The sequence below is a fragment of the Niveibacterium microcysteis genome (assembly GCF_017161445.1).
GTDB lineage: Bacteria > Pseudomonadota > Gammaproteobacteria > Burkholderiales > Rhodocyclaceae > Niveibacterium > Niveibacterium microcysteis.
In genome coordinates this window covers 4,291,791-4,317,578 of sequence record NZ_CP071060.1, presented here as the reverse complement: position 1 = coordinate 4,317,578, position 25,788 = coordinate 4,291,791, and the positions used below count along the sequence as shown (strand labels likewise).

Sequence of the window (25,788 nt, the reverse complement as noted above, 5' to 3'; positions counted from 1 at the left end):
AGACATCCATGTCCACGGTTGCCGCAGCTACCGCCGTCATCGCGGAGGACGAACCCGTTCTCTCACGCAACCTGCGCCGCCTGCTCGAACAGGTGTGGCCCGAACTCCGAATCTGCGGTGTCGCCGAGGATGGTTTGCAGGCCACCGAACTCGCGTTGGCACACACACCCGATGTGATGTTTCTCGACATCAAGATGCCGGGCCGCACCGGCATCGAGGTGGCTGAGGCGGTGGCGGATGAGTGGCCGGAAACCAAGGCCGAGCCTCTGTTCGTATTCGTCACCGCGTACGATGAATTTGCCGTGCCAGCGTTTGAGCGCGCGGCGATCGACTATGTGCTCAAGCCGGCCACGCCGGAGCGTTTGCTGCAGACGGTGGAGCGACTCAAGAGACGGCTGAATGAACGTGCGGCATCGCCACATGTCGGGGATATGGCGGCGCTGATGCAGCGGGTACAGGCGATCGCTGAGCCCGCGGATGATGCGATGGAACGAATCAAGGTCATCCGCGCGGGGGTGGGCAACACCGTGCGCATGATTCCGGTGACCGACGTTGCATTCTTTGAGGCCACCGAAAAGTATGTGAACGTGGTGACGCCCCTCGGCGAGGCTTTGGTGCGAATGAGCTTGCGCGAACTGATGGCGCGTATCGATTCAACCGACTTCATCCAAGTGCATCGCAGCGTCATGGTGAACACCAACTTCATCCTGAGTGCGACGCGCGAAGAGAACGGGCTCTACAGCTTGCGCATTCGCGGTGTGGATCGGCTGGTGAAGGTCAGCCGTGCATTCGGGCATCTGTTCCGCCCGATGTAGACCAGCGCGCGCGGGGCCCGTCGGCACACGCTGCCGAACGGGCTCACGCTCAGGGTTGCTGTTGTTGAAGGCGACGTTGCCTTGCCTCCAGATCGTGTGCGTCCGCCGCCCGTGCAAGGTATCGCTCCTCGTAACTGACTGGACGTAGGCGCGCGACCAGCCGCGCGAACATTCGCATCAGGCCTCTCATCGGTTACTCCAGACAAGCTTGAAGTGCCCCGCGTGCTTGGGCGCGGGGCGTGCCGGCGCTCAGCCCTTCGTGCAAGCGCAACTTGCGCCGCACGCACAGTTCTCACCGCATGCACATGCTTCCTGCGCGGGTTGCCGGCAGCCACATGCGCAGAACTCGCCTGGGCACTCGGTGCAGTTGCAGGGGGATGCTTGCTGGGTTTCGTTCATGGTCAGACTCCTTGCTTGCTCGAGGACGGGATGCCTTCGATGGCACTCACTCTCGCCGGATGCCCCGGTCGGTGAAATCAGGCTGAGACGAACCGCCAATTCCGGGCCTGCAGTGGTCGATGGCATCGACCAGGCGGCATGGCGAGCACCTGGCTCATCACTCGGGCAGGGGCTCCGATGAGTGCGCTACCAGATCGGATGTGGCGCGGATCCACACGGCAAACCATTCGGTAGCCGGGAGCTACCGTTGCAGGACGCTGGTGTGCATCTGATCGCATCCCGCTGTCGCCGGGGCAGTCGCGGTACGAAAGTGCATCCGTCGCGTCGCGCTTTTGCGTGACGGGTCGGACCGCTTTCAACCGTCGCCACTTGATCCAGGAGTCGCCATGAACCGCTTCATCACTTCAACCATTTCTTCGTTTGCGCTTGCGGCCGCCACCGCCTGTTCGGCGCTGCCGCCCAATCTCGATACCTCGTTGACCCATACCAGCGTAGGCAAGAAGTACGTGGTCACACTTCAGCCGCCTGCAGGGCCGGTGGTGGTCAACCAGATGCACGCATGGCAGGTGAAGCTTGCGTCGCCAGCGGGCACGCCGATCACCCATGCGCAAATCAAGGTTGATGGCGGTATGCCGCAACACGGCCATGGTCTGCCGACGCGTCCGCAAGTCACGCGGGAATTGCCGAACGGCACCTACCTGATCGAGGGCATGAAATTCAGCATGACCGGCTGGTGGGAGATCAAGCTCGCCATCGACGGCTCCGAGGGGGCCGACAAGGTCACCTTCAACACGGTCGTGCCCGAATCGGCCGGTCGCTGAGAACGCCGGGGGCTACGACCATGGCCAGATCTACAACCGCAATGCGGATGTTCGGCGTTGTCTTTGCCGCCAGCGTGCTCTCGGCCGTCACGCTGGCGAGCGCCGGGTATCTGCATGAGCCCTCCGGCGCGGACGATTGGAGCGCGGAGGAAAAGCAGGTGTTGGCGTCGCTGAGCCTAACGCGCCTGCCCGCCGCTCCGGCCGACCCGTCCAATGCAGTGGAGCGACTGCCGGCTGCAATTGATCTTGGCAAGCGGCTGTTCAGCGACGCCCGCTTCAGCCGCAACGGGGCGGTTTCGTGCGCCAGTTGCCATGACCCTGACAGGCAGTTTCAAGACGGACTGCCGGTCGGACAGGGCGTCGGAACCGGCTCGCGACGAGCGATGCCGGTTGTCGGCGCGGCCTACAGTACTTGGCTGTTCTGGGACGGGCGAAAAGACAGCTTGTGGTCCCAGGCGCTCGGGCCGCTGGAGGATGGCGTGGAGCACGGCGGAACCCGCACACGCTATGCGCGGCTCATCGCAGCCAACTATCGCAAGGACTACGAGGCCCTGTTTGGTGCGCTGCCTGATCTGGAGGGCCTCCCGCTGGACGCCAGCCCGCTTGGCGACGCGGTCGCTCAGGCTGCGTGGAATGCGATGGATGCGCGCCGCCGCGACGAGGTCTCGCGTGTCTTCGCGAGTATCGGCAAGGCAATCGCCGCCTACGAGAAGTCCCTGCGGCACGAGCCCTCGCGCTTCGATCGCTACGTCGACGCCGTGGTGACGGACGCCCCGGCGGCCCGCAGTATGTTGCGGGCCAACGAAGTCAGAGGCTTGAGGCTGTTCATCGGCAAAGGACAATGCGTGAGTTGCCACAATGGCCCGCTCTTGACCGACCAGCAGTTTCACAACACTGGGGTGCCACCCCGAAATGCGACGGCGCCGGATCGCGGGCGCGCGGCCGCGACGAAGAAAGTGCTTGGGGACGAGTTCAATTGCCGGGGGCCATTCAACGATGCCGGCGCATCGCAATGCCCGGAACTTCAATTCATGGTGGCCGACGATCCGGCGCTGGAAGGTGCGTTCAAGACGCCGGGCCTGCGCGGTGTGGCGCAGCGTCCGCCCTACATGCACGCCGGGCAGTTCGCCTCGTTGGAGCGTGTGGTGCGCCACTATGTCGCTGCGCCCCACGCGGTGATTGGACGGTCAGAGCTGAGCCATCGACACGAAGGTTCCAAAGATGATCCGAAAGCCGGCAGGGCACCGATCGAGCTGACCGAGACTGAAATCGCCGACCTGGTGAGTTTTCTTGGGACCCTGAACGCTGATCGATCTGCGAAGGCGGCCACGCCATGACACGCGTTGCGCCTGTGTCGGCCAGCCTCGGTTCGCCGGGTTCGACACGCTCACCAGCAGCGCGAGCGTCGACCTGGGTGATCACGCGCTCCAAAAGCGCTGTGCCGGGAGCGCTGGCGCTCGACAATGAAAAAGCCCCGCCATGGGGCGGGGCTGTGCCTTGCTGCCTGCCGACCCTGGTGACAGGGGCGGCAGGTCGTTGGGCTTACTGCACCGTAGCGGCGTCTTCCAGCAGCACGACGCCGTTGCTGTCTGCCGTGACGCTCACGCGGCCGCCAGAAACGGTTGCGGTGGCGCCGGTATAGGCGTCGCGCACGAGCAGGCCATCGGCGAACACGCCGGCGACGCTGATCGACACATTGCCGCTGGCGCCGAAGGCGACGACGACCTTGTCGCTGCCCTTGGTGCGCGCGAAGGTGTAGGGCGAGTCCGCCAGCTTCTGGTGACTGCCTGCGCCGACCGCGACGTGCGCGTTACGGAACTTGCCGAGCTTCTGCGCATGGGCCAGGGCGGCCGTGTCCGGCGAGCTCCAGTTCATGTCGCCGCGCCACACATGATCACCACAGCACGAAAGGTTCGGACGCCCGCTCTCGTCGCCGTAGAAGATCTGCACGCCGCCAGGCGCCATCAACAGCGCGGCGAGGCCGGTCTTCAGATTCGCGCGGTCGTACAGACCCACGTCGTGGCTGGAGATGTAGGAGAGCAGGTTGTACGGCTTGCTGTTGTCGGTGTTGACGCCGGCCAGCGTGACGTAGGTCGACTCCATTCCAGTGAGGCTGTTGGCGGCCCCCTTGAAGTTGAAGTTGATCATCGAGTCGAAGCCGTTGTCGAAGTAGCCGTCGCGGTCCGTACCGTGGCCCCAGGCTTCACCGGTCATCCAGAAATCGGTGTCACCGGTGAGCAGGGCGGCCTTGGCCGGATTGGCGGCGATCCAGTCCCGGCGCGCGCGCTGGGCTTCGTCCTTGAGCACCTTCCAGTTGGCGAGTTCGACGTGCTTGGCAGTGTCGACGCGGAAGCCGTCGATTCCGAAGTCGCGCACATAGTCAGTCAGCCATTTGACGAGGTGGTTCACCGGCGTGCGCTGGCGGCCTGTCTGCGAGAACCAGGCGTCGAGCGAAGCCTTCTTCTCGTTGAGCGTGCCTTCCTTGGTCCACTTGTTCACCAGCAGCGGCGGCAGGCCGACTGCGGAGAAGTTGTCGGTGCGGAAGTCAGGCAGGTAGCCGACACAGCCGGTCAGGCCGTCGGTGCCGGTACAGGCGCTGTAGCCGACCAGGCCGTTGCTCACACGTAGCCAATCCGGGCTCCACCACTGCGACCAGTTGGCGTTGTTCGGATCCATGTAGGGCTTGATGTGGGTGTTGTAGTCGACCAGATCGTCGGTCTTGAAGGCGGTGTTTTCCCAGCCGTTGACCAGACCACCGAAACCGAACTCCCACATGTCCTTCAGCGTGTCGTAGCCGGCGTGGTTCATCACCACGTCCATCACGATGCGGATGCCCTTGGCGTGAGCGGCGTCGACCACGGCTTGCAGGTCGGCGCGCGATCCCATGTTCTTGTCCATGCTGCTGAAGTCCAGCGCATAGTAGCCATGGTAGCCGTAGTGCTTGTGGCCATCGCCCGATACGAAGCCGTGGATCTGCTCGTACGGCGCGCTCATCCAGATCGCGTTGATGCCCAGCTTGTCGAAGTAACCCTCGTTGATCTTGCTGAGCAGGCCCTTCAAGTCGCCGCCATGGAAGGTCGCGGGGAAGTCGCTGAGGCGGTTGTTGAACGGCGTGCCATCCTTGGCGGATTCGCGCCCATACGAGCGATCGTTCGTCGTGTCACCGTTGACGAAGCGGTCGGTCAGCAGGAAGTACACCGTGGCGTTGTCCCAGCTGAAGGTCTTCTTCGGCACCGTCTGGTTGCCGGTCGTGACTGGCGCCGTGTTGCTCGCGCCCGAGCTGAGTCCGGTCGCATTCTTCGCCACCACCGTGTAGCTGTAGGTGGTATTCGGCGCACCGCTCGAATCCACATAGCGATTCGTGGTGGCCGTGAAGGTTTGTGGGCCGCTGCCGCCGGTACGCGTGATCACGTAGGTGATCGTCGGGCTTTCAGGGTCGGTCGAGGCGATCCAGGTCAGCGTCACGGTCGTGCCGTCTGCGGTACCGGCCAGCGTCGTCGGGTTGCTCGGCGGCGTGGTGTCGATGACGCACGGTGCCGCGGCGTTGGTGGTTACCACGCCATCTTTAACGGTGGTCGTGCCGGCGTTGATGGTGTAGTCGATGCCGCCGTTGTTGTCCCAGGTCGAACCGTTGTTGAAGTCCGCCTTCATGCTGGTCAGCGCGCCGAGATTGACGGTCTTCTTGACCCAGCTGGTACAGCCGGCTTCGTTCATGGCCGTGCCGGGCGGTGTCGTCCAGGTGCCGTTGAGGCCGTAGTGGATGTTCACCGAACTCCAGCCACGCGTGCCGGTGTAGTAGTACACGACGGCGCTGCTGTCGGTGGCCGGCTGCGTGCTGACGGTCAGCGGGGGTGCGCTCTGGGCGCTTTCGTTCTTTGCCGCATCGAAGGCCGAGATCGTGTAGCTGTAGGCCGTGTTGGCGGCGAGTCCGGTATCGGTGTAGCTCGGCGTCGCGCTTGAATTGACCTTCGCGCCATTGCGATAGATGTTGTAGCCGGTCACGCCGACATCGTCGGTCGATGCAGCCCAGCTCAGGCTGATCGAGCTGGCGGTCGTGCCGGTGCTGATGACGCTGGCCGGTACGCTCGGCGGTTTGGTGTCTACACCGGCACAAGGGTTGCCAGCGCCGATCACGCCGCCGCTGACCGTCACGTTGCCGGTGCCCAGCGTGTAGTTCTTGCTGCCGTTGTTGTCCCAGGTGCCGGAGCCGTTGTTGAAGGTCGCTGCGAAGCTGGTCGCGTCGCCCAGGCTGACCGTCCTGGCATACCAGCCGGTGCAGGCGAGCGTCATCGCCACGCCGGGCGGCGTCGTCCAGGTGTTGTTGATGCCGTAATGGATGTTGATCGACGTCCAGCCGGCAGCCGGCTTGTAGTAAACCGTCGCGCTGTTGGTGCCAGCCGGCAGCGTCGTGATCGGCAAGGCCGTGCTCTGTGCCGAGCTCGCACCCGCGGCGTCGCGTGCCGACACGGTGTAGCTGTATGCCGTGTTGGGGCTCAGGCCGGTGTCGGTGAAGCTCGTCGTCGTGCTCGAATTGATCTTCGAGCCGTTGCGGAAGATGTCATAGGCCACGACGCCGACGTTGTCGGTTGAAGCCGTCCAGCTGAAGCTCGCCGAGGTCGACGCGATCGTGCCGGCGGTCAGCCCGGTCGGTACCGTCGGCGGTGTGATGTCGCCGCACGGCGAGGTGGTGGTCACGACGCCGTTGTTGATCGTGACGATGCCGGTGCCGACGGTGTAGTTCTTGCCCGCGTTGTTGTCCCAGGTGCCGGCACCATTGTTGAAGGTGACCTGCCAGCTCGTAGCGCTGCCGACGTCGACCGTCTTGCTCTTCCAGCCGGTGCAGGCGTTGTCCATTGCGACGCCCGGCACGTTTGTCCAGGTGCCGTTCACGCCGTAGTGGATGTTGGTGGTTGTCCAGCTTGTTGCCGGCTTGTAGTAGACGATCGCCGAATTGGCGAACGCCGCGTGCCCGACGGCCGCAAACATTGCGGCCGACAGCACTCGTGCGCTGTGCGCATTCCAGACCTTCATTGCTTCTCCTCTAGCGTGGTGATTGCAGCCGGCGTTTTGATTGTTTTTGTGTTCAAGACACGTTGTGCGGCTCTGCCTGGCTTCGCCAGTCCAGTGGCGAAAACAATGTTGCATAGGCTGTCGTCGCCCAGGCGGTTGCGACGCAGGCCCTGTTGCTGCCGGTCTGTTCGCGGATGCTGCTGATTCGAACGCATGAGTGCTGCTTATGCGCCCATACAAAATACCTATGTTGTTGCGTGCGGACTTGTCCGAATTTGTGCCGGCCGGAGGTCCAGACCGGACGCTGCGATGCGCTTGGGCGCTCGTTCGTGACGTTCGGCGATGTGCACGCAATGCATTTGGCATGGGTTGTGCCGGAATTGCTGGAAATCGGCGCGACGGGTGGCGAACCGGCGAATCGCCGCGACTTCGCAGCAATCCTTATCTGGAATTGCTTATCGATTTTTCTTCGTTCTCGGCTCGGGGGTGGGTCGATACAGTCGGCGCATCGACTTCGCACGAACCCCAGAGAGGCTCCACGATGCAAATTTCCCGACCCCGCCAGACCCTGTTCGCACTGGCTCTTGCCCTCGGCTTGGCCGGCGCGGCGAGCGCCGACACCACGCTGCTCAATGTCTCCTACGACCCGACGCGTGAGCTCTACACGGACTACAACGCGGCATTCGCGAAGTACTGGAAGGGCAAGACGGGCGAGACCGTCACGTTCAAACAATCCCACGGCGGTTCGGGCAAACAGGCGCGCGCCGTGATCGATGGCCTCGATGCCGACGTGGTGACGTTGGCGCTGGCCTACGACATCGACGAGATCGCGGCGCGCGCGAAGTCGCTGCCGCCGGATTGGCAGAAGCGTCTGCCGAGCAACGCCTCGCCCTACACGTCGACGATCGTGTTCCTGGTGCGCAAGGGCAACCCGAAGAAGATCACCGACTGGGCGGATCTGGCACGCAGCGGTGTCGAGGTGATCACGCCCAACCCGAAGACCTCCGGCGGCGCGCGCTGGAACTACCTTGCCGCATGGGGCTATGCGCTCAAGCACACCGGCGGCACCGACGCCAGTGCGCGCGATTTCGTCAAACGCATCTACTCGAACGTCAAGGTGTTGGACTCCGGCGCGCGCGGCGCCACCACCACCTTCACCGAACGCGGCATCGGTGATGTGCTGATTGCGTGGGAGAACGAAGCCTACCTCGCCGTGAAGGAGCTCGGCCCCGACAAGTTCGATATCGTCACGCCGTCGATCTCGATCCTCGCCGAACCGCCGGTCTCGGTGGTCGACAAGGTGGTCGACAAGAAGGGCACACGCAAGGTGGCGGAGGCCTACCTGCAATACCTGTACTCGCCGGAAGGCCAGGACATTGCCGGCAAGCACTACTACCGCCCCCGCGACGCCAAGGCTGCGGCGAAATACGCCAAGCAGTTCGCGCCGGTGAAGCTCTTCACGATCGACGAGGTATTCGGCGACTGGCAGAAAGCGCAGAAGACGCACTTCGCCGACGGAGGCGTGTTCGATCAGATCTACGGCAAGTAATCCTGATTGCCCCTGGCACAAGCGGCCCGGCATTTGCCGGGCCGTTTTCCGTTTACCGCGTCCGTCGTGGGCGAATCCCATATCGCGAATATGGGAATGAACGGAAATTGACTAAGCACTGGAATTTTTCTTGGTTCGCGTGTGAGCGCTGCGCGCCTACGCTTTCTCCATCGCGCGCTCGCCGCGCTGAACGCCCCGCCTGGCGGGCGATTCGTGGAGGAAGACATGGCCCTCATCGCAACATCCCAAACCAGCCCGCTTGCCGCGAACGGCTTTCGCGCGACCGCAAGCGGTTCAGAACCGTCGGCCGCTGCCGAAGCGATCCTTGAGCGTGCGCGTGCCGCGGCGCGAGACGCCGGCCTGCCCTATGCGGGGCGGGTTACGCCGCAGGAGGCCTGGGCGCTATTCAGCGAAGGTGCCGCGCTGTTGGTCGACGTACGTACCGCAGAAGAACGCAAGTTCGTTGGTCATGTGCCCGAGACGCTGCATGTGGCGTGGATGACCGGCACCTCGCTTATCCGCAATCCGCGCTTCGTGCGCGAGCTCGAAAGCAAGACAGGCAAGAGCGCCGTGGTGCTGCTGCTGTGCCGCAGCGGCAAGCGTTCGGCCGACGCCGCCGAGGCCGCCGCGAAGGCGGGCTTCGCCAACGTATTCAACGTCCTCGAAGGCTTTGAGGGCGATCTCGATGCCTCGCAGCAGCGCGGCCGCGTTGGCGGTTGGCGCCTGCACGGTCTGCCTTGGGTTCAGGACTGAACGATTCGCGGATTCCCGCCATTTCTGGAGCGCAACATGTCGAACTGGTTTGCTGATAACTCCCTGTCCATTGGACGTACGCCGCTGGTCAAACTCAACCGCCTCCTCGACGGCGCGCCGGCCACGGTGCTGGCAAAGATCGAGGGCCGCAACCCGGCCTACTCCGTTAAGTGCCGCATCGGCGCAGCACTGATCTGGGATGCCGAGAAGCGTGGGCTGCTCGGGCCGGGCAAGGAGCTGGTCGAACCGACCAGCGGCAACACCGGGATCGCGCTGGCGTTTGTCGCCGCGGCGCGCGGTATTCCGCTCACGCTGACGATGCCTGAGACGATGAGCATCGAGCGTCGCAAGCTGCTGCTTGCCTATGGTGCGAAGCTGGTGCTGACCGAAGGCGCGAAGGGCATGAGTGGCGCGATCGCGAAGGCCGAGGAAATCACTGCATCCGATCCGAAATACGTGCTGCTGCAACAGTTCAAGAACCCGGCCAATCCGGCGATTCACGAGGCTACGACGGGCCCGGAGATCTGGCAGGACACCGAGGGCGCGATCGACATTCTGGTCTCGGGTGTCGGCACTGGCGGCACGATCACCGGCGTAACGCGCTACATCAAGGGTACGCAGAAGAAGGCGATCCAGTCGGTTGCCGTGGAGCCTGCCGCCAGCCCGGTCCTGACGCAGACGCGCAATGGCGAGCCGCCCAAGCCTGCGCCGCACAAGATCCAGGGTATCGGCGCGGGCTTTGTGCCGCAGGTGCTGGATCTGTCGTTGGTGGACTCGATTGAGCAGGTCAGCAACGAAGAGGCGGTGGAGTACGCGCGGCGCCTTGCCCGCGAGGAGGGAATCCTCTCCGGCATCTCTTGCGGCGCGGCGGCGGCCGTTGCGGCCCGCCTGGCGAAGAAGCCCGAGAACGAAGGCAAGACGATCGTGGTCGTGCTGCCGGATTCGGGTGAGCGCTATCTGAGCTCCATCCTGTTTGACGGCGTCTTCGACGCGAGCGGGTTGCCCGTATGAGAGCCCGTCCTCGGCCCTCGAAGGGCGGCAGTCGCGCAACAGCGAAGAGGGCTGCACGATGAGCGACGAGGCCACCGTTTCCGCGCATCTGCTCAGCGCGCAGCCCAACTGGGACCTCGATCGCGTGGTCGCAGGGCTGCGTGAGGCTCGCGACACCTGGCGTACCGCGCAGCGGCGCGGGCGCGATTTCGGCGGACGGGAGCTTCCCTCGCGCAGCGCCCTCAACGAGATCGCCGCTGCGCTGTGCGGTGCGCTGTTTCCGATGCGCCTCGGGCCCGCCGATCTGCGCCAGGAGAGCGAGGACTTCTACGTCGGCCACACGCTGGATGCGGCCCTCAACAGCTTGCTCGCGCAGGTGCGGCTGGAGCTCAAGTACGCCGCGCGTGAAGCACCGTCCAGCCCGACCGAGCTGGAATTGCGTGCGGTTGAAATCGTGCGCAGTTTTGCCGGCCAGTTGCCCGCGGTGCGCCGCCTGCTCGATACCGACGTGACCGCAGCGTTCAACGGCGACCCGGCAGCTCGCAGCGTGGACGAAGTGCTGCTTTGCTACCCCGGCGTGCTGGCAGTGATTCATCACCGCCTGGCACACCAGCTCTATCGACTGGGTGTGCCGCTCATCGCCCGAATCGTGTCGGAAATCGCACACTCGGAGACAGGGATCGACATCCATCCCGGCGCAACGATTGGCGAAAGCTTCTTTATCGACCACGGCACCGGTGTCGTGATCGGCGAAACGGCAGTGATTGGTAATCGCGTGCGTCTATCTCAGGCTGTGACTTTGGGCGCCAAGCGCTTCGAGCAAGACGCGGACGGCAACTTGCTCAAAGGCGCCCCGCGTCATCCGGTGGTCGAAGACGACGTCGTGATCTACGCCGGCGCAACCATCCTTGGTCGCATCACGATCGGCAAGGGCTCGTCGATCGGCGGAAACATCTGGCTCACGCGCAGCGTGCCACCGGGTAGTCATGTAACGCAGGCTAACACGCGGCAGGAAGTGATCAACGATGGCGCGGGAATCTGACACAGCACTCGATGCAGCCCTCTTTGGCCGCGCCGTGCGGCTACTGCGTGGCGAGCGTGGTTGGTCGCAGGAGTTGCTCGCCGAGAAGGCTGACCTCAACCGCACCTACGTGGGTGAGGTGGAGCGCGGCGATGTGGTGCCCTCAATTCTCACTGCGGCAAAGCTTGCCGACGCCTTCGGTGTGCGGCTCTCGATCGTGATGGCGCGTTGTGAGTCCTTGGCTCGGCCCCGCGAGTACACACACTTTTGATGGCGATAGGCGGTTGAGACGGTCAAGGCCGTGTTGCAAGGTGAGTGATTGGAAATTTAGTGCAGTTCATTTCAAGATTTTGCATAAGGAGTAGCGTTCATGGCTGACCACCAAAGCATCCCGACCGCGCTGGGCGATAACGCCGCCCGCCAGTTGGCGAATGCCACGAAGACCGTCCCGCAACTGTCGGTAATTTCGCCGCGTTGGCTGGTCCATCTGCTGCAGTGGCTGCCGGTCGAAGCGGGTATCTACCGGCTGAACAAGGTCAAGAATCCGGCCAATGTGCAAGTCGCCTGTTCGCAGCGTGATGAATCGGAACTGCCGCAGACCTTCGTCGACTACGAGGAACAGCCGCGCGAGTACTTCCTTAATGCGGTGACGACGATCCTCGATGTCCATACCCGCGTATCGGATCTCTACAGCAGCCCGCATGACCAGATCAAAGAGCAGCTTCGCCTGACGATCGAGACGATCAAGGAACGTCAGGAATCCGAGCTGATCAACAACCCCGATTACGGTCTGCTCGCCAACGTCGCTGAAGAGCAGCGCGTGTTCACGCTGACCGGCGCGCCGACGCCGGACGACCTGGACGAACTGATTACCAAAGTCTGGAAAGAGCCTGCCTTCTTCCTGACCCACCCGCTGGCGATTGCCGCCTTTGGCCGCGAGTGCACCCGCCGTGGCGTGCCGCCGCCCACCGTCAGCCTGTTCGGGTCGCAGTTCTTGACCTGGCGTGGCATCCCGCTCATTCCATCGGACAAGGTGCCGGTTGTTGATGGCAAGACCAAGATCCTGCTGATCCGCGTCGGCGAAAAGCGCCAGGGCGTTGTTGGTCTGTTCCAGCCGGGCCTTGCCGGCGAACAGAGCCCGGGCCTGTCTGTGCGCTTCATGGGCATCAACCGCAATGCGATCGCGTCCTACCTGATTTCGCTGTATTGCTCGCTCGCGGTGTTGACGGACGATGCGCTGGCAGTGCTCGAAGACGTGGAGATCGGCAAGTACCATGACTATCCCGACACCTACAAGTGAGGGGCTCGCGGGCCTTGCGCCCGCGGCGCCGCCGGGCTTGCCGGATGTCGGAACGCTCGCGCGACTTGCGGGTGAGTTCTTTGCTGCGCTACCGGGTACCACGCCGCCGAATTTCGACGGCTTCGGTGGCAGTACGCTGACTCAAGCGCAGGCGCCGGAGCCCCGGCTCGATCTGGCAGCTCGCGCACCGACGTTCGCGCCCTCGGCGGCCGCGCCGACCGGTATTCCGGAGTCGTTGCCCGAGGCGTCACCAGTCGCTGGTCGTGCTGGTGGAGCGTCGCTCGGTGTGCCGGAGGCTTACGCCGCCGCGCTGCCGTCGGTCACGCCGCCGCAAGTCGCAAGCGCAACGCCGCCGACCTCGCCGTACTACTTTCTGGGTGACGCACAGACGCTCGGCGCACAGCCTCAGGTCGAAGTGCCGCGGGATGACCGTGTTACCGCCCAGTCCTTCGGCTTGCCCGGTGAATCCGAACTGCGTGCGCTGCTCGCAGGGACCGATTCGCCGCGAGCGGTTTCGCCGGAAGCAGCACGCAGCGCGCCTGGCTACTACTTCGTCGATCATGTGGCATTGCCGCAGGAGCCGCCGCAGGTACAGCCGAGCGGGCATCCGCCGTTCGACGTCAATGCCGTCCGCCGCGACTTCCCGATCCTGCAGGAGCGTGTCAACGGCAAGCAGCTGATCTGGTTCGACAACGCTGCGACTACACACAAGCCGCAGGCGGTGATCGACCGGCTGGCGTACTTCTACGCGCACGAAAACTCCAACATCCACCGCGCTGCGCATGAGCTGGCCGCGCGGGCGACGGATGCCTACGAGGGTGCGCGAAAGAAGGTCGCCAGATTCATCGGCGCCAGTTCGGTGGAAGAGGTGATCTTCGTGCGCGGCGCGACCGAGGCGATCAACCTCGTCGCGAAGACCTGGGGTGTGCAGAACGTCGGTGCCGGTGACGAGATCGTCGTATCGAACCTGGAGCACCACGCCAACATCGTGCCCTGGCAACAGCTCGCGGCGCAGGTGGGCGCGAAGATCCGCGTGATCCCGGTGGACGACTCGGGCCAGATCCTGCTCGAGGAATACCGCAAGCTGCTCAACGACCGCACCAAGATCGTGGCGATCACGCAGGTCTCCAACGCGCTGGGTACGATCACGCCAGTGCGGGAGATCGTCGCGCTGGCACACAGCGTTGGCGCCAAGGCGCTGGTCGATGGCGCCCAGTCCGTGTCGCACATGCGTGTCGATGTGCAGGCGCTGGATGCGGACTTCTTCGTGTTCTCGGGGCACAAGGTGTTCGCGCCGACTGGCATCGGCGTGGTCTACGGCAAGCGCGATATCCTCGAGAAGATGCAGCCCTGGCAGGGCGGCGGCAACATGATTGCCGACGTCACCTTCGAGCGCACGATCTACCAGCCACCGCCCAACCGTTTCGAAGCCGGTACCGGGAACATTGCGGACGCAGTGGGTCTTGGGGCTGCGATCGATTACGTCGAGCGTATCGGCCTGGAGAACATCGCGCGCTACGAGCACGATCTGCTGGCGTATGCGACGCATGCACTCAAGCCGGTGCCGGGCGTGCGGCTGATCGGCACCGCCGCGGACAAGGCCAGCGTGCTGTCCTTCGTGCTGGCGGGCTATCGCACCGAAGAGGTGGGTGAGGCGTTGAACCGCGAGGGCATTGCGGTGCGCTCCGGCCACCATTGCGCGCAGCCGATCCTGCGCCGCTTCGGGCTCGAAGCGACAGTTCGCCCGTCGCTGGCGTTCTACAACACCTGTGCTGAAGTCGATGCGCTGGTGTCTGTCGTGCGTCGGCTGTCGAGCAACCGCGCACAGTGAGTCGCGACAGAAGTAAGGCCCCGTTCGCCCGCAAGGCGACGGGGCTTTTTTCATTCTCGAGGTCGATGTGGATGCCGCGGTTAGCACCCGGTCCGTCTGTCACAAGCCGAAGGCGATGAATCTCGCTGTGTCGCGACCGGCGGCCGTTGAATACGCAATGCAGAAGAAGGGTGAAATGCTTCGCTGAATTCCTTGGTTCGCGATGCGCGCCGCATTGCCTAGATTGCGGACTCCGCAGCGGTGTTTTCCGTTTGCGAGGTCCGCTTCGTCGGGCGGGATTCACCAAGGAGAAAGCAACGTGAGCATCTTGACCATCGCAGGCAGTCCATCAGCTGATTCGCGTTCAGCGAAGCTGCTGGCCCATGTCGGCAACGCCATTGAGGCCGCCGAACTGGACGTCGCGACGCTGTCGCTGCGTAGCCTGCCGGCTGAAGCGCTGCTGCTGGCCGATCGCAGCCACCCGGCGGTCGTTGCTGCGCTCGACGCGGTGGCCGACGCAAGTGCGATCGTGCTGGCGACGCCGATCTACAAGGCAGCCTACAGCGGCCTGCTGAAAACCTTTCTCGATCTGCTGCCGCAGCGCGGTTTCGAGGGCAAGTTCGTATGGCCGATTGCATCCGGCGGCAGCCTCGCGCATGCGCTGGCGATCGACTATGCGCTGCGCCCGGTGTTGGCGAGCCTCTCGGCCGCGCAGATCGGCCGGGCTGTGTTTGCGCTGGACAGCGAAATCGGCAGCGATTCCGGCGGCGGGCTGCAGCTCGCACCGGCGCTTGCGGCGCGGCTGGACGACGGCGTCAACGCACTGGCGCAGCACCTTGGTGCGTCACCCCGCCTTGCCAAGCTGAACGCGTCGAACGGGTTCATGCGTTTCTCGCCGGCGCGTTGCAGCGCCTGAGCGCCCCCTTCGAATTCGAACGAGTCGCGCCGGTGCAGGCGCGCACACATCCTTACCCAGTACTACGGAGAATCCGAATGTCCGTCTTCAATCAGTATCGTCGCCAATTTGCCACGGCCAGCCTGGCGCTGGCCGCCGCACTCGTCGCGCCGGCCACGCTTGCGGAATACAACCCAAAACTGCTGCGCATCGGCTTCCAGAAGTCCGCCAGCGTGCTGTCCTTGCTGAAGGCGCAGGGCACCGTCGAGAAGCAGCTCGCGGGCAAGGGACTGGAGATCAAGTGGGTCGAGTTTCCCGCAGGGCCGCAGTTGCTCGAAGGCTTGAACGTCGGCTCGATCGACTTTGGCTACGTCGGTGAGGCGCCGCCAATCTTCGCGCAGGCCGCGGGTGCGAACTTTGTCTACGTCGGCTACGAACTGCCTGCGCCGGCAGCCGAAGCGGTGCTTGTGCCCAAGGCCTCCCCGATATGCAGCGTTACCGATCTGAAAGGCAAGAAGATCGGGCTCAACAAGGGCTCGAACGTGCACTACCTGCTGGTCAAGCTGCTCGAAAAGCACGGCCTGAAGTACAGCGACGTCCAGCCCGTCTTCCTGCCGCCGGCTGACGCGCGTGCCGCCTTCGAGCGTGGTGCGATCGATGCCTGGGTGATCTGGGAGCCGTTCCAGTCCGCAGCCGAGAAGCAGGTCGATGCCCGCATCCTCGCGGACGGGCAGGGCGTCGTTAATAACCACGCCTTCTTCCTGGCCGAACGCGAATTCGCCGAAAAGCGTGCCGACGTGATCCGCATCCTCTTCGATGAAGCGCACAAGCTCGGCCAGCAGATCAAGAAGGACACGCGTGCTGCAGCGGCGCAGCTGACGACGCTGCAGGGGCTGGATCCGGCCGTGATCGAACAGGCACTGAACCGCTACAACCTGAGCGTGAGGCCGATTGACGACGCAGTGCTGGCCGAGCAGCAGAAGCTCGCCGATACCTTCTACGACCTGAAGCTGATTCCGAAGGCAATCCAGGTCAAGGACGCCACGCTGCCGGCGCGTCGCTGAGCGCGAAGTCATCGCAGACAGGAATGAACGCCATGAAGATCTTCTGGTTCCTGCCCACTCACGGCGACAGCCGTTATCTGGGTACCAGCGAGGGCGCCCGCAGCGTCGATCTGGACTACCTGCAGCAGATCGCGCAGGCGGCCGACCGGCTCGGCTACTACGGCGTGCTGACGCCGACGGGCCGCTCGTGCGAAGACCCCTGGGTCGTCACATCGAGCTTGATCGCAGCGACGAAGCAACTGCGTTTTCTCGTTGCGCTGCGACCGGGGCTGACGCAGCCCGCCCTTGCGGCGCGCATGGCAGCGACGTTTGACCGCCTCTCCGGCGGGCGCCTGCTGGTGAATCTGGTGACCGGCGGCGACCCCAACGAGCTTGCGGGTGATGGTCTGTTCGAGTCGCATGCCGAGCGCTACGCAGCATCGGCCGAATTCATCCGCATCTGGCGCGAGATCATCACTCGCAGTCACGATGGCGAAAGCTACGACTTCGAGGGCAAGCATCTGCGAGTCCAGGGCGCGAAGTTGCTCTATCCGCCGGTGCAGAAGCCGCACCCGCCGGTGTGGTTTGGCGGTTCGTCGGAGCCGGCTCACGAGCTCGCCGCCGAGCAGGTTGAAACCTACCTGACCTGGGGGGAACCGCCCGAGGAGGTTGCGAAGAAGTTTGCCGATGTGCGTGCACGCGCCGCCAAGCGCGGCCGCACCGTGAAGTTTGGTGTGCGCCTGCATGTGATCGTGCGCGAGACCGAAGAAGAGGCTTGGGCCGATGCCGAGCGCCTGATCAGCCGGCTGGACGACGACACCGTTGCGACCGCGCAGGCTGCGCTGGCGCGGATGGATTCGGTTGGCCAGCGGCGCATGGCGGAGCTGCACGGCGCTGGACGGGGCCGCACCCGCGCAGACCTGGAAATCAGCCCCAACCTGTGGGCCGGTGTCGGGCTTGTGCGGGGAGGTGCAGGCACAGCGATCGTCGGCAACCCCCAGCAGGTCGCCGCGAAGCTGAAGGAATACCAGGATGTCGGCGCAGAGGCCTTCATTCTCTCTGGCTACCCGCATCTAGAAGAAGCCTATCGCTTCGCGGAGCTGGTCTTCCCGCTGCTGCCGCTTGAGCACGGCGCACCGAATCAAACGCTGCCCGGTGGCAGTTTGACCGGGCCGTTCGGCGAGGTGGTGGCCAACCACTTCGTGCCGAAGGCATCGCAAAGCTGAGGGCGCGATGAGTACTCTGAAAGTGAGCCGCCGTACGCAGGCTTTGCAGCCGTGGCTGCCGCCAGTGCTGTTGCTGGTGGCGTGGCAAGTTGCGGCGCAGACGGGGCTGATCTCCAGCCGCGTGCTGCCGGCACCGCTCGATATCTTGCGTGCAACGATCCGGCTGGCTTCGTCGGGCGAGTTGCTGAGTCATGTCCTCGTCAGCACCCGCCGGGCCTTGCTCGGCTTCGCCATCGGCGGCGGGTTGGGCCTGGCGCTCGGGCTCGCGACCGGCAGCTTCCGCAAACTCGAAACCCTGCTCGATACCAGCCTGCAGATGCTGCGCAACATCCCGCCGCTGGCACTGATCCCGCTGGTGATCCTGTGGTTCGGCATCGACGAAGCGGCCAAGCTGTTCCTCGTGGCGGTGGGCGTGTTCTTCCCGGTGTACCTCAATACCTTTCACGGCATCCGCTCGGTCGACCCGGCGCTGATCGAGATGGCCAAGAGTTACGGGCTATCCGGGTGGCAGCTGTACCGGCATGTGATCCTGCCCGGCGCAGTCGCGTCGATCCTGGTCGGTGTGCGCTTTTCGCTCGGCCTGATGTGGGTGCTGCTGATCGTGGCCGAGACGATTTCGGCGAACGCGGGTATCGGCTACATGACGATGAACGCGCGCGAGTTCCTCCAGACCGATGTGGTGCTGGTCGGCATCCTGCTCTACGCGCTGCTCGGCAAGCTGGCGGATGTGCTGGCACGTGCGCTAGAGCGCAGCTGGTTGCGCTGGCACCCCGGCTATCAACCCGTTTGAGCGGAGCACGCATATGCAGATTGATTCTCAGGAAACCCGTGCTGTGGCCCAACGGGCAAGGGGTGCGGCCGGCGGCATTCCGCTGCAGATCGAGCAGGTCGTCAAACGGTTTGGCGAGCGCGAGGTGCTGCACCGCTTGAGCTTGAACGTCGCCCCGGGCGAGTTCGTCGCGATCGTCGGGCGCAGCGGATGTGGCAAGAGCACGTTGCTGCGGCTGGTCGCAGGCCTCGACGACAAGACCGCGGGCGAGATCCGCTTCGGTGGCGAACAGCGCGACGCCCGCGGCGATACCCGCATCATGTTCCAGGACTCGCGCCTGCTGCCTTGGAAGCGCGTCATCGACAACGTCGCACTCGGCCTGCCGGACACCGAGCTGGGCAAGGCGCGTGAGGTGCTCGCACAAGTCGGGCTCGCCGAGCGCGCCGACGAATGGCCAGCGAGGCTCTCGGGCGGGCAGCGGCAGCGGGTTGCGCTGGCGCGAGCCCTGGTCCATAGCCCGCGCCTACTGCTGCTCGACGAACCGCTCGGTGCGCTCGACGCGCTGACGCGCATTGAAATGCACGCACTGATCGAATGGCTTTGGCGTGAGCGTGGCTTCACTGCGCTGCTGGTTACGCACGACGTGGCCGAAGCGATCGCTCTGGCCGATCGCGTTGTGCTGATCGACGAGGGCCACATCACGCTCGACTTGTCTGTCGATCTCGCGCGCCCGCGCGAGCGGGGCAGCCCGCGTTTTGCGGCACTCGAGGACTATCTGCTGCGCAAGGTGTTGCAGCAACCGCCAGCGGAACCCGTGGCGGAGCCGGAGCAGGTTGGCGACGTGTCGCTGCAACGCACGGTCAATCAGGTCCGCTGGGCCATCTAAACCGATTCAACAGGAGAGCAAAATGACCATTCAAGCGATCAACGTACGTAACCAGTTCCGTGGCAAGGTGAAGGAGATCGTGCGCGGCGATGTTGTCAGCGAAGTGGATGTCGAGACCCCGTCGGGTATCGTCACCTCGGTGATCACGACGCGCTCGGTCGACGAGTTGGGGTTGAAGATCGGCTCCGAAGTTGTCGCGCTGGTGAAGTCCACCGAAGTGTCGATCGCGACGCTGTAGGTCAGCGCACCGTGGCGGGGGCCGCGACGCAAGGAGGTATCCATGTCTACCGTACTCGTGGTGCCCGGCCTGCATGGCAGCGGGCCGGCGCATTGGCAGAGCTGGTTCGAACGCCAGGTCGAAGGCAGCATCCGGGTCGAGCAGTCGAACTGGGATGAACCCAACCTGGCGCGCTGGGCGGGCAGTCTGAGGCAGGAACTGGACCGTGCGCGTGGCCATGTCTGGATCGTCGCGCACAGCTTCGGTTGCCTCGCGACCGCGCATGTGGCACAGGCCTATCGTGAAAGGATTGCGGGCGCCATGCTGGTGGCGCCGGCCGACCCGGACAAGTTCGGTCTGAGTGAGGCGCTACCCGACGAACCGCTGGGTTTCCCCAGTGTTGTTGTTGCGAGTACCAACGACCCGTGGGTGCGCGTCATGCGCGCCGCCTGGCTGGCCGATCGCTGGGGTAGCCGCTTCGTGAATATCGGTGCGGCCGGGCATATCAACGTCGACTCGGGGCACGGGCCATGGCCCGACGGGTTGGACATCTTCAACCTGCTGCGCCGCTCGCACGGTGATTTCCCTCTTGGTCCCCTCGATGGCGGCGATGCGCCGCCATCGTCGCGTCGGAAACGCGGCGAGAGTCGCCGCACGCAGTTCGACTGGGCGAAGTACCTTGGGACTGCGTGACCTTTGCGCGGAGCGACGCTGCCAGGCGTGGCGCGCGATGCCGCTCGCTGACGTTCAGGCGTAGATCAGCGGGCGTGGCGTGGCCGCGGCCTGGGTGGTTTGCTCGGCACCCCGGACGAAGATCTTTGTTTCACCTGGCGCGAATGCGTGCCAGGTTTCCCCGCGCGTCAGCGGCTGCGTTGCGATCACGCTGATGCGGTCGTCCAGATGGTTGTGCCGTGCCAGGTCGATCTGTTGGCCACAGTCGATCAGTTCCACCTGCGCGAAGGGGTAGCGGCGCTCGACATGGAATAGCTGCGTGGCGCAGCGGGCATAGAGCCGGTTGCCGTCGCTCAGCAGGAAGTTGAAGCTGCCATGCTGCGCGAGCCGGTCCGCCGCGGCGCTTATCGCAGCATCCAGCACATCGTCGGGTGGCCGACGCAGACCAAAGCGATCGACCAATTGGTTCAACAGCAGGCAGAACGCGCGCTCGCTATCGGTCTCGCCTATCGGCTGGAAGAGTCCGTGGGCCCATGGCAGCGCAGAGCCGAGATCGCCGTTGTGCGCAAACAGCCAGCTACGCCCCCACAGCTCACGGCGGAAGGGGTGACAGTTGCGCTCGGCAATACCGCCACGCGTTGCCTTGCGTACATGCACGATGAAGTTGCGCGAACGGATCTGCTGCTCGCGGATGCGAAGTGCGAGTCCTGAATGTGCTGCCGCGCGGGCTTCGCGCAGCATGCGGGCATGCTCGCCCTGGTAGTAGCCGATGCCCCAGCCGTCGGCATGCTGATCGGTTTCGCCGCCGCGCAGCAGGAAGCCCTGAAGCGCGAAGGCCGCGGAGACGGGTTTGCGCGCACTTACTCCGAGCAACTGGCACATGCTGCGTCAGCCCTTCCGCGGTTCGATCACGCTGTAACCATGCCGTTCGAGCAGCGCGATCGCCTGGGCGATGCGCTGAGCGCGCCGCCGCTCGCGCTGCGAGTGGCCGTCGTCGTGTTGCCAGTGGCCCACGGCCTGGCCGGCTTCGAGCAACCACTGCCGGATGCCGGCGATGCTCTTTGGCCCCAGGCCTTGTGTATGGCGGATCACGTGGTAGTCGAGCTGGGCCACCTCCAGCGGCGTGAAGCTGTGCTTGCCCAGGGCCGCACGGATGGCGTTGATCTGTCGGGTCGTGAGTGCGGCACGCATGGGTCTCAGGCAGCTTGCGCCAGCTGCATTCGACGCAGCTCGGCGTCGAGCTGGGTGCGTGAGCGCTGACAGAACACGATCGGCACGCCCTGCGCCTGGGCGCCCGCGCGGATGCGGCTGGCCATCATGTGGTTGATCTGGTCGACCACCACCACCACCAGACGGGTGCTGGGCGGCAGGCGGTGGTGCAGCTCGCCCGGCTTGCGCCCGCTCCAGTGGCGCACATCGGGGTAACCCGCAGCGGCCAGGCTGCGGGCCAACGGGGCGACCCGGTCGCCGCCGACGATGAGTGCAGTCATCTTGCTTCTCCGGCGATTGAGGTGACCTCAATCTACGGCGCCCGCCTTGGCTGCCCAACCAAGGAATTCTGAAGTGCTTATGCGCGATGGCCGTGTTGCCGCAGGCGCGGCTATTCGCTCGAATCTGCCAGAGCGCCTACGCGCGAATCCGCCTGAGCGCTTACGCGCGAATCCGCATATGGAATTGAGTTTTTATTGTTTAGCCTTCTAAGGCTGCACCCATAGACTCGGTGCTCCCCGATACGGAGCATCCGTTCATGAAGATCCGATACGAGCGCGCAGCAAGCGCGCCATCTGCAGCCGAACAGCCACGGAGCCGGCCATGAGTGCCGCCCGCCGCGTGCTGCCCGGCTTTGGCCTGTCGCTGGGCTACACCTTGTTCTACCTGTCGGTGATCGTGCTGATCCCGCTCTTTGCGGTGTTTGCCAAATCGGCCACGCTCACGCTCACCCAGTTCTGGGAGGCAACCACCGCGCCCCGCGTGCTCGCTTCGTATCGGCTGACCTTCGGCGCCTCGCTGCTGGCGGCCACGATCAACACCGTTTTCGGTTTCCTGCTCGCCTGGGCGCTGGTGCGCTATCGCTTTCCGGGCAAGCGCATCGTCGATGCGCTGGTCGATCTGCCCTTCGCGCTGCCGACCGCGGTGGCGGGTATCGCGCTCGCGACGATCTACTCGCCCAAGGGTTGGGTCGGTGCGCTGCTGGCGCCCTACGACATCAAGATCGCCTACACCCCCTTGGGCGTGCTGCTGGCACTCACCTTCATCGGCTTGCCCTTCGTCGTGCGCACTGTGCAACCGGTGCTGGAAGACCTGGAGACCGAAATCGAAGAGGCGGCCACTTCGCTGGGGGCGCAGCGCTGGCAGGTGTTCCGCAAGGTGCTGCTGCCCTTGCTGCTGCCGGCACTCCTGACCGGCTTCGCGCTGGCCTTTGCGCGCGCGGTGGGTGAATACGGCTCGGTGATCTTCATCGCCGGCAACATTCCGCTGGTCTCCGAGATCACGCCGCTGATGATCATCACCAAGCTTGAGCAGTACGACTACGCCGGGGCCACTGCGATCGCCGCGGTGATGCTGGTGGTGTCGTTCGCGTTGCTGTTCCTGATCAACAACCTGCAGGCCTGGAGCGCGCGCCGCATCGGGAGGGTGGGCTGATGAGCACCGTCACACTCAATCTGCACGCCGCACCGCGGCACTATGAGGACAACCCGGCAACGCGCGAATCCGCCTGGGTGAAGTGGACGATCATCGCCGTCTCGCTGCTGTTCTTCTCGCTCTTCCTGCTGTTACCGCTGGCCACCGTGTTCGTCGAGGGGCTCAAAAAAGGCTGGGATGCTTATCTGGCCGCACTGGTGGAGCCCGATGCGCTATCGGCCGTAACGCTCACTTTGCTCGCGGCCGCGATTGCGGTGCCCCTGAACCTGGTGTTCGGCGTCGCCGCCGCATGGGCGATCGCGCGCTTCGAGTTCCGCGGCAAGCAGTTCCTGATCACGCTGATCGACCTGCCGTTCTCGGTCTCGCCGGTGATCGCAGGCCTGATCTATGTGCTGATCTTCAGCACCCATGGCTGGTTCGGCACCTGGTTTGCCGATCACAACGTCAAGATCATCTTCGCGGTGCCGGGCATCGTGCTCGCGACCATCTTCGTCACCTTCCCGTTCGTCGCGCGCGAACTGATTCCGCTGATGCAGGCGCAGGGCAGGGAAGAGGAGGAGGCCGCGATCGTGCTTGGCGCATCGGGCTGGCAGACCTTCTGGCATGTCACGCTGCCCAACATCAAGTGGGGCCTGATCTACGGCGTGGTGCTGTGCAACGCCCGCGCGATGGGCGAGTTCGGCGCGGTGTCGGTGGTGTCGGGCCATATCCGTGGCTACACCAACACGCTGCCGCTGCATATCGAGATTCTCTACAACGAGTACCAGCTCTCCGCGGCCTTCGCGGTGGCGTCGCTGCTCGCGATGCTGGCGTTGGTCACCCTCGTCATCAAATCCTGGGTTGAATGGCAAGCCGCACGGGCGGCGAGCGACGACCTGCGTCCGGAGTAAGTGCAATGAGCATCAAGGTTGAAGGCATCCAGAAACGCTTCGGCAACTTCGTTGCGCTCGACGATGTGTCGCTTGAATTCCCGACCGGCGAACTGGTCGCGCTGCTGGGCCCCTCCGGTTGCGGCAAGACCACGCTGCTGCGCGTGATCGCAGGGCTGGAATCGGCCGACGCGGGCCGCGTGCTGCTCGAAGGCGAAGACGCTTCCGACACCCATGTGCGCGAGCGCAATGTCGGCTTCGTGTTCCAGCACTACGCGCTGTTCCGCCACATGACGGTGTTCGACAACGTGGCCTTCGGGCTGCGCGTGAAGCCGCGCAAGGAGCGCCCGAGCGAAGCGGTGATCGCGAAGAAGGTCAAGCAGCTGCTCGAACTCGTGCAGCTCGACTGGCTCGCCGACCGCTTTCCGTCGCAGCTCTCTGGCGGCCAGCGCCAGCGCATCGCGCTGGCCCGTGCGCTGGCGGTCGAGCCGCGCGTGCTGCTGCTCGACGAACCCTTCGGCGCGCTCGACGCCAAGGTGCGCAAGGAGCTGCGCCGCTGGCTACGCCGCCTGCACGACGAGATCCACGTCACCAGCATCTTCGTGACGCACGATCAGGAAGAGGCGCTGGAAGTGGCCGACCGTGTGGTGCTGATGAATCACGGCAAGGTCGAGCAGGTTGGCACGCCGGATGAGGTCTACGACGCGCCGAAGACGCCGTTCGTGTATGGCTTCCTCGGTGCGGTAAATCTCTTTCATGGCCGCGTCGACGGCAGTCATGTCTCGTTGGGCGGCCATGCGCATCCGCACGGCAGCAGCGAGCTGCCGCATGGCGAGGAGGTCGTTGCCTTCGCGCGTCCGCATGAACTCGATATTCTTGTAGGGGAAGGGCACACGCAAGGCATCGGTGCCACCGTCACACGCATCCTCGGCTTTGGCGCCAACGCGCGGATCGAATTGCAGGGCGAAGCGCAGCCCGGTGTGCCGGAGCAGGTCGAGGTGGAACTCTCGCGCACACGGGTGCGCGAACTGGGCCTGATCGAAGGATCCCGCGTGCGTGTCGTACCCTCTCAGCTGGCTGTCTTCTCGCGCCCCGCAGCGGGCGCACTTGCTACCGGAACTGCATCATGAACTTTCAGCAACTTCGCATCATCCGCGAGGCGGTGCGCCAGAACTTCAACCTGACCGAGGTGGCCAGTGCGTTGTTCACCTCGCAGTCTGGCGTCAGCAAACACATCAAGGATCTGGAAGACGAACTCGGCGTCGAGCTCTTCATCCGCCGCGGCAAGCGCCTGCTGGGGCTGACCGAGCCGGGCAAGGAGCTGGTCGAGATCGTTGAACGGATGCTGCTCGATGCGCGCAACATCAAGCGCCTGGCGCAGCAGTTCAGCCAGCGCGACGAAGGCAAGCTGGTGATCGCGACCACGCACACCCAGGCGCGCTATGTGTTGCCGCCGGTGGTGACGCGCTTCAAGCAGGCCTTTCCGAAAGTGCATCTGGAACTGCACCAGGGCAGCCCGGCGGAAATCGTGGCGCTGCTGCAAGCGGGCGATGCCGATATCGGCATCGCGACCGAGGCGCTCGACGGCGCCCCGGACATCGTGACCTTCGACTATCACCGCTGGCATCACGCGGTGATCGTGCAGGAAGGGCATCCGCTGGCGGATGTGCATCCGCTCACGCTCGAGGCGGTGGCCGAGTACCCGATCATCACCTACCACGAGGGCTACACCGGCCGCGCGCGCATCGACCAGACCTTCGCCGCGCAGGGGCTCGCGCCCGACATCGTGATGTCGGCGCTCGATTCGGACGTGATCAAGACCTACGTTGAACTGGGGCTCGGCATCGGCATCGTGGCGTCCGTTGCGTTCAACCCGGAGCGCGACCGCGGGCTGTTGCAACTCGATTCCTTCGATCTCTTCGAGGAGAACGTCACCCGCATCGCGGTGCGCCAGGGCCACTATCTGCGTGGCTACGCCTACCAGTTCATCGAGGCCTGCTCGCCGCGCCTCACCGAAGCGCATGTGCGCCCGGCGATCAACCCCGCGCGCGATGCGGATGATTGAGCCGGCCGTTTGAGGTGAGCGAGCCGGACATCGAT

Annotated in this window: 25 protein-coding genes; 21 read left to right on the top strand and 4 right to left on the bottom strand. The window is 64.5% G+C overall.

Going from position 1 to position 25,788, the window contains the following annotated elements; all coding sequences use genetic code 11:
- Positions 1-8 precede the first annotated feature (8 nt).
- From JY500_RS19540 to JY500_RS19530, 3 genes are all read left to right on the top strand, one after another.
- Entirely contained in the window at positions 9-815 is an 807-nt protein-coding gene (locus JY500_RS19540; RefSeq protein ID WP_206254269.1) for a LytR/AlgR family response regulator transcription factor, read from the top strand.
- 785 nt (positions 816-1,600) lie between these two features.
- Positions 1,601-2,035 (top strand): FixH family protein, encoded by a 435-nt coding sequence (locus JY500_RS19535; RefSeq protein ID WP_206254268.1) that lies wholly within the window; start codon positions 1,601-1,603, stop codon positions 2,033-2,035.
- Positions 2,036-2,055: 20 nt separating this feature from the next.
- A complete protein-coding gene (locus JY500_RS19530) occupies positions 2,056-3,372 on the top strand; it encodes a cytochrome-c peroxidase (RefSeq protein ID WP_206254267.1) in 1,317 nt (438 codons plus the stop codon).
- Positions 3,373-3,577: 205 nt separating this feature from the next.
- Here JY500_RS19530 and JY500_RS19525 read toward each other — a convergent pair whose 3' ends face one another.
- On the bottom strand, positions 3,578-7,066 hold the full coding sequence (locus JY500_RS19525) for a carbohydrate binding domain-containing protein (RefSeq protein ID WP_206254266.1): 3,489 nt from the start codon (positions 7,064-7,066) through the stop codon (positions 3,578-3,580).
- 520 nt (positions 7,067-7,586) lie between these two features.
- Here JY500_RS19525 and JY500_RS19520 point away from each other — a divergent pair.
- The 14 genes from JY500_RS19520 to JY500_RS19455 all read left to right on the top strand — a co-directional run bounded on the left by JY500_RS19520 (position 7,587) and on the right by JY500_RS19455 (position 20,197).
- Positions 7,587-8,594, top strand: coding sequence for a sulfate ABC transporter substrate-binding protein (locus JY500_RS19520; protein WP_206254265.1), 1,008 nt, complete (start codon positions 7,587-7,589; stop codon positions 8,592-8,594).
- 225 nt (positions 8,595-8,819) lie between these two features.
- Positions 8,820-9,347 carry a rhodanese-like domain-containing protein gene (locus JY500_RS19515; protein WP_206254264.1) on the top strand — a complete coding sequence of 176 codons (528 nt, stop codon included), beginning with the start codon at positions 8,820-8,822 and terminating at the stop codon, positions 9,345-9,347.
- A gap of 36 nt (positions 9,348-9,383) precedes the next feature.
- On the top strand, positions 9,384-10,358 hold the full coding sequence (gene cysK, locus JY500_RS19510) for a cysteine synthase A (RefSeq protein ID WP_206254263.1): 975 nt from the start codon (positions 9,384-9,386) through the stop codon (positions 10,356-10,358).
- A 58-nt stretch (positions 10,359-10,416) separates the two neighbouring features.
- Complete coding sequence (gene epsC, locus JY500_RS19505) at positions 10,417-11,379, top strand: serine O-acetyltransferase EpsC (protein WP_206254262.1); 963 nt, start codon at positions 10,417-10,419, stop codon at positions 11,377-11,379.
- Entirely contained in the window at positions 11,363-11,629 is a 267-nt protein-coding gene (locus tag JY500_RS19500; RefSeq protein ID WP_172196550.1) for a helix-turn-helix domain-containing protein, read from the top strand. Before epsC ends, JY500_RS19500 begins: the two co-directional genes overlap by 17 nt.
- Positions 11,630-11,728: 99 nt before the next feature.
- Positions 11,729-12,658, top strand: a complete 930-nt coding sequence (locus JY500_RS19495) for a family 2A encapsulin nanocompartment shell protein (protein ID WP_172196552.1) — start codon at positions 11,729-11,731, stop codon at positions 12,656-12,658.
- A complete protein-coding gene (locus JY500_RS19490; protein ID WP_206254261.1) occupies positions 12,633-14,489 on the top strand; it encodes a family 2A encapsulin nanocompartment cargo protein cysteine desulfurase in 1,857 nt (618 codons plus the stop codon). The genes JY500_RS19495 and JY500_RS19490 overlap by 26 nt, the downstream gene beginning before the upstream one ends.
- A 298-nt stretch (positions 14,490-14,787) precedes the next feature.
- The gene (gene ssuE, locus JY500_RS19485; RefSeq protein ID WP_206254260.1) at positions 14,788-15,384 is read left to right on the top strand and encodes an NADPH-dependent FMN reductase; all 597 of its coding nucleotides are present in this window, start codon (positions 14,788-14,790) and stop codon (positions 15,382-15,384) included.
- Between the two features lie 77 nt (positions 15,385-15,461).
- Positions 15,462-16,427, top strand: coding sequence for a sulfonate ABC transporter substrate-binding protein (locus tag JY500_RS19480; protein WP_206254259.1), 966 nt, complete (start codon positions 15,462-15,464; stop codon positions 16,425-16,427).
- Positions 16,428-16,459: 32 nt separating this feature from the next.
- Positions 16,460-17,632, top strand: coding sequence for an FMNH2-dependent alkanesulfonate monooxygenase (gene ssuD / locus JY500_RS19475; RefSeq protein WP_206254258.1), 1,173 nt, complete (start codon positions 16,460-16,462; stop codon positions 17,630-17,632).
- A 7-nt stretch (positions 17,633-17,639) separates the two neighbouring features.
- Positions 17,640-18,422, top strand: a complete 783-nt coding sequence (ssuC, locus tag JY500_RS19470; protein ID WP_206254257.1) for an aliphatic sulfonate ABC transporter permease SsuC — start codon at positions 17,640-17,642, stop codon at positions 18,420-18,422.
- A gap of 13 nt (positions 18,423-18,435) precedes the next feature.
- On the top strand, positions 18,436-19,287 hold the full coding sequence (locus JY500_RS19465; protein ID WP_206254256.1) for an ATP-binding cassette domain-containing protein: 852 nt from the start codon (positions 18,436-18,438) through the stop codon (positions 19,285-19,287).
- Between the two features lie 22 nt (positions 19,288-19,309).
- Positions 19,310-19,525, top strand: a complete 216-nt coding sequence (locus JY500_RS19460) for a TOBE domain-containing protein (RefSeq protein ID WP_172196566.1) — start codon at positions 19,310-19,312, stop codon at positions 19,523-19,525.
- Between the two features lie 42 nt (positions 19,526-19,567).
- Entirely contained in the window at positions 19,568-20,197 is a 630-nt protein-coding gene (locus JY500_RS19455) for an RBBP9/YdeN family alpha/beta hydrolase (RefSeq protein ID WP_206254255.1), read from the top strand.
- 54 nt (positions 20,198-20,251) lie between these two features.
- Here JY500_RS19455 and JY500_RS19450 read toward each other — a convergent pair whose 3' ends face one another.
- The 3 genes from JY500_RS19450 to JY500_RS19440 are packed head-to-tail and all read right to left on the bottom strand — an operon-like array spanning position 20,252 to position 21,666.
- Positions 20,252-21,058, bottom strand: coding sequence for a class II glutamine amidotransferase (locus tag JY500_RS19450; RefSeq protein ID WP_206254254.1), 807 nt, complete (start codon positions 21,056-21,058; stop codon positions 20,252-20,254).
- A 6-nt stretch (positions 21,059-21,064) separates the two neighbouring features.
- Positions 21,065-21,367, bottom strand: a complete 303-nt coding sequence (locus tag JY500_RS19445) for a hypothetical protein (RefSeq protein WP_206254253.1) — start codon at positions 21,365-21,367, stop codon at positions 21,065-21,067.
- Between the two features lie 5 nt (positions 21,368-21,372).
- Complete coding sequence (locus tag JY500_RS19440) at positions 21,373-21,666, bottom strand: DUF2325 domain-containing protein (RefSeq protein WP_172196574.1); 294 nt, start codon at positions 21,664-21,666, stop codon at positions 21,373-21,375.
- A gap of 322 nt (positions 21,667-21,988) precedes the next feature.
- Between JY500_RS19440 and cysT the strand changes: the two genes are divergently transcribed.
- The 4 genes from cysT to JY500_RS19420 are packed head-to-tail and all read left to right on the top strand — an operon-like array spanning position 21,989 to position 25,753.
- Entirely contained in the window at positions 21,989-22,819 is an 831-nt protein-coding gene (gene cysT, locus JY500_RS19435) for a sulfate ABC transporter permease subunit CysT (RefSeq protein WP_206254252.1), read from the top strand.
- Positions 22,819-23,709, top strand: a complete 891-nt coding sequence (gene cysW / locus JY500_RS19430) for a sulfate ABC transporter permease subunit CysW (protein WP_206254251.1) — start codon at positions 22,819-22,821, stop codon at positions 23,707-23,709. The genes cysT and cysW overlap by 1 nt, the downstream gene beginning before the upstream one ends.
- A 5-nt stretch (positions 23,710-23,714) precedes the next feature.
- On the top strand, positions 23,715-24,818 hold the full coding sequence (locus JY500_RS19425) for a sulfate/molybdate ABC transporter ATP-binding protein (protein ID WP_206254250.1): 1,104 nt from the start codon (positions 23,715-23,717) through the stop codon (positions 24,816-24,818).
- Positions 24,815-25,753 (top strand): CysB family HTH-type transcriptional regulator, encoded by a 939-nt coding sequence (locus JY500_RS19420; RefSeq protein ID WP_172196582.1) that lies wholly within the window; start codon positions 24,815-24,817, stop codon positions 25,751-25,753. The genes JY500_RS19425 and JY500_RS19420 overlap by 4 nt, the downstream gene beginning before the upstream one ends.
- Positions 25,754-25,788 lie beyond the last annotated feature (35 nt).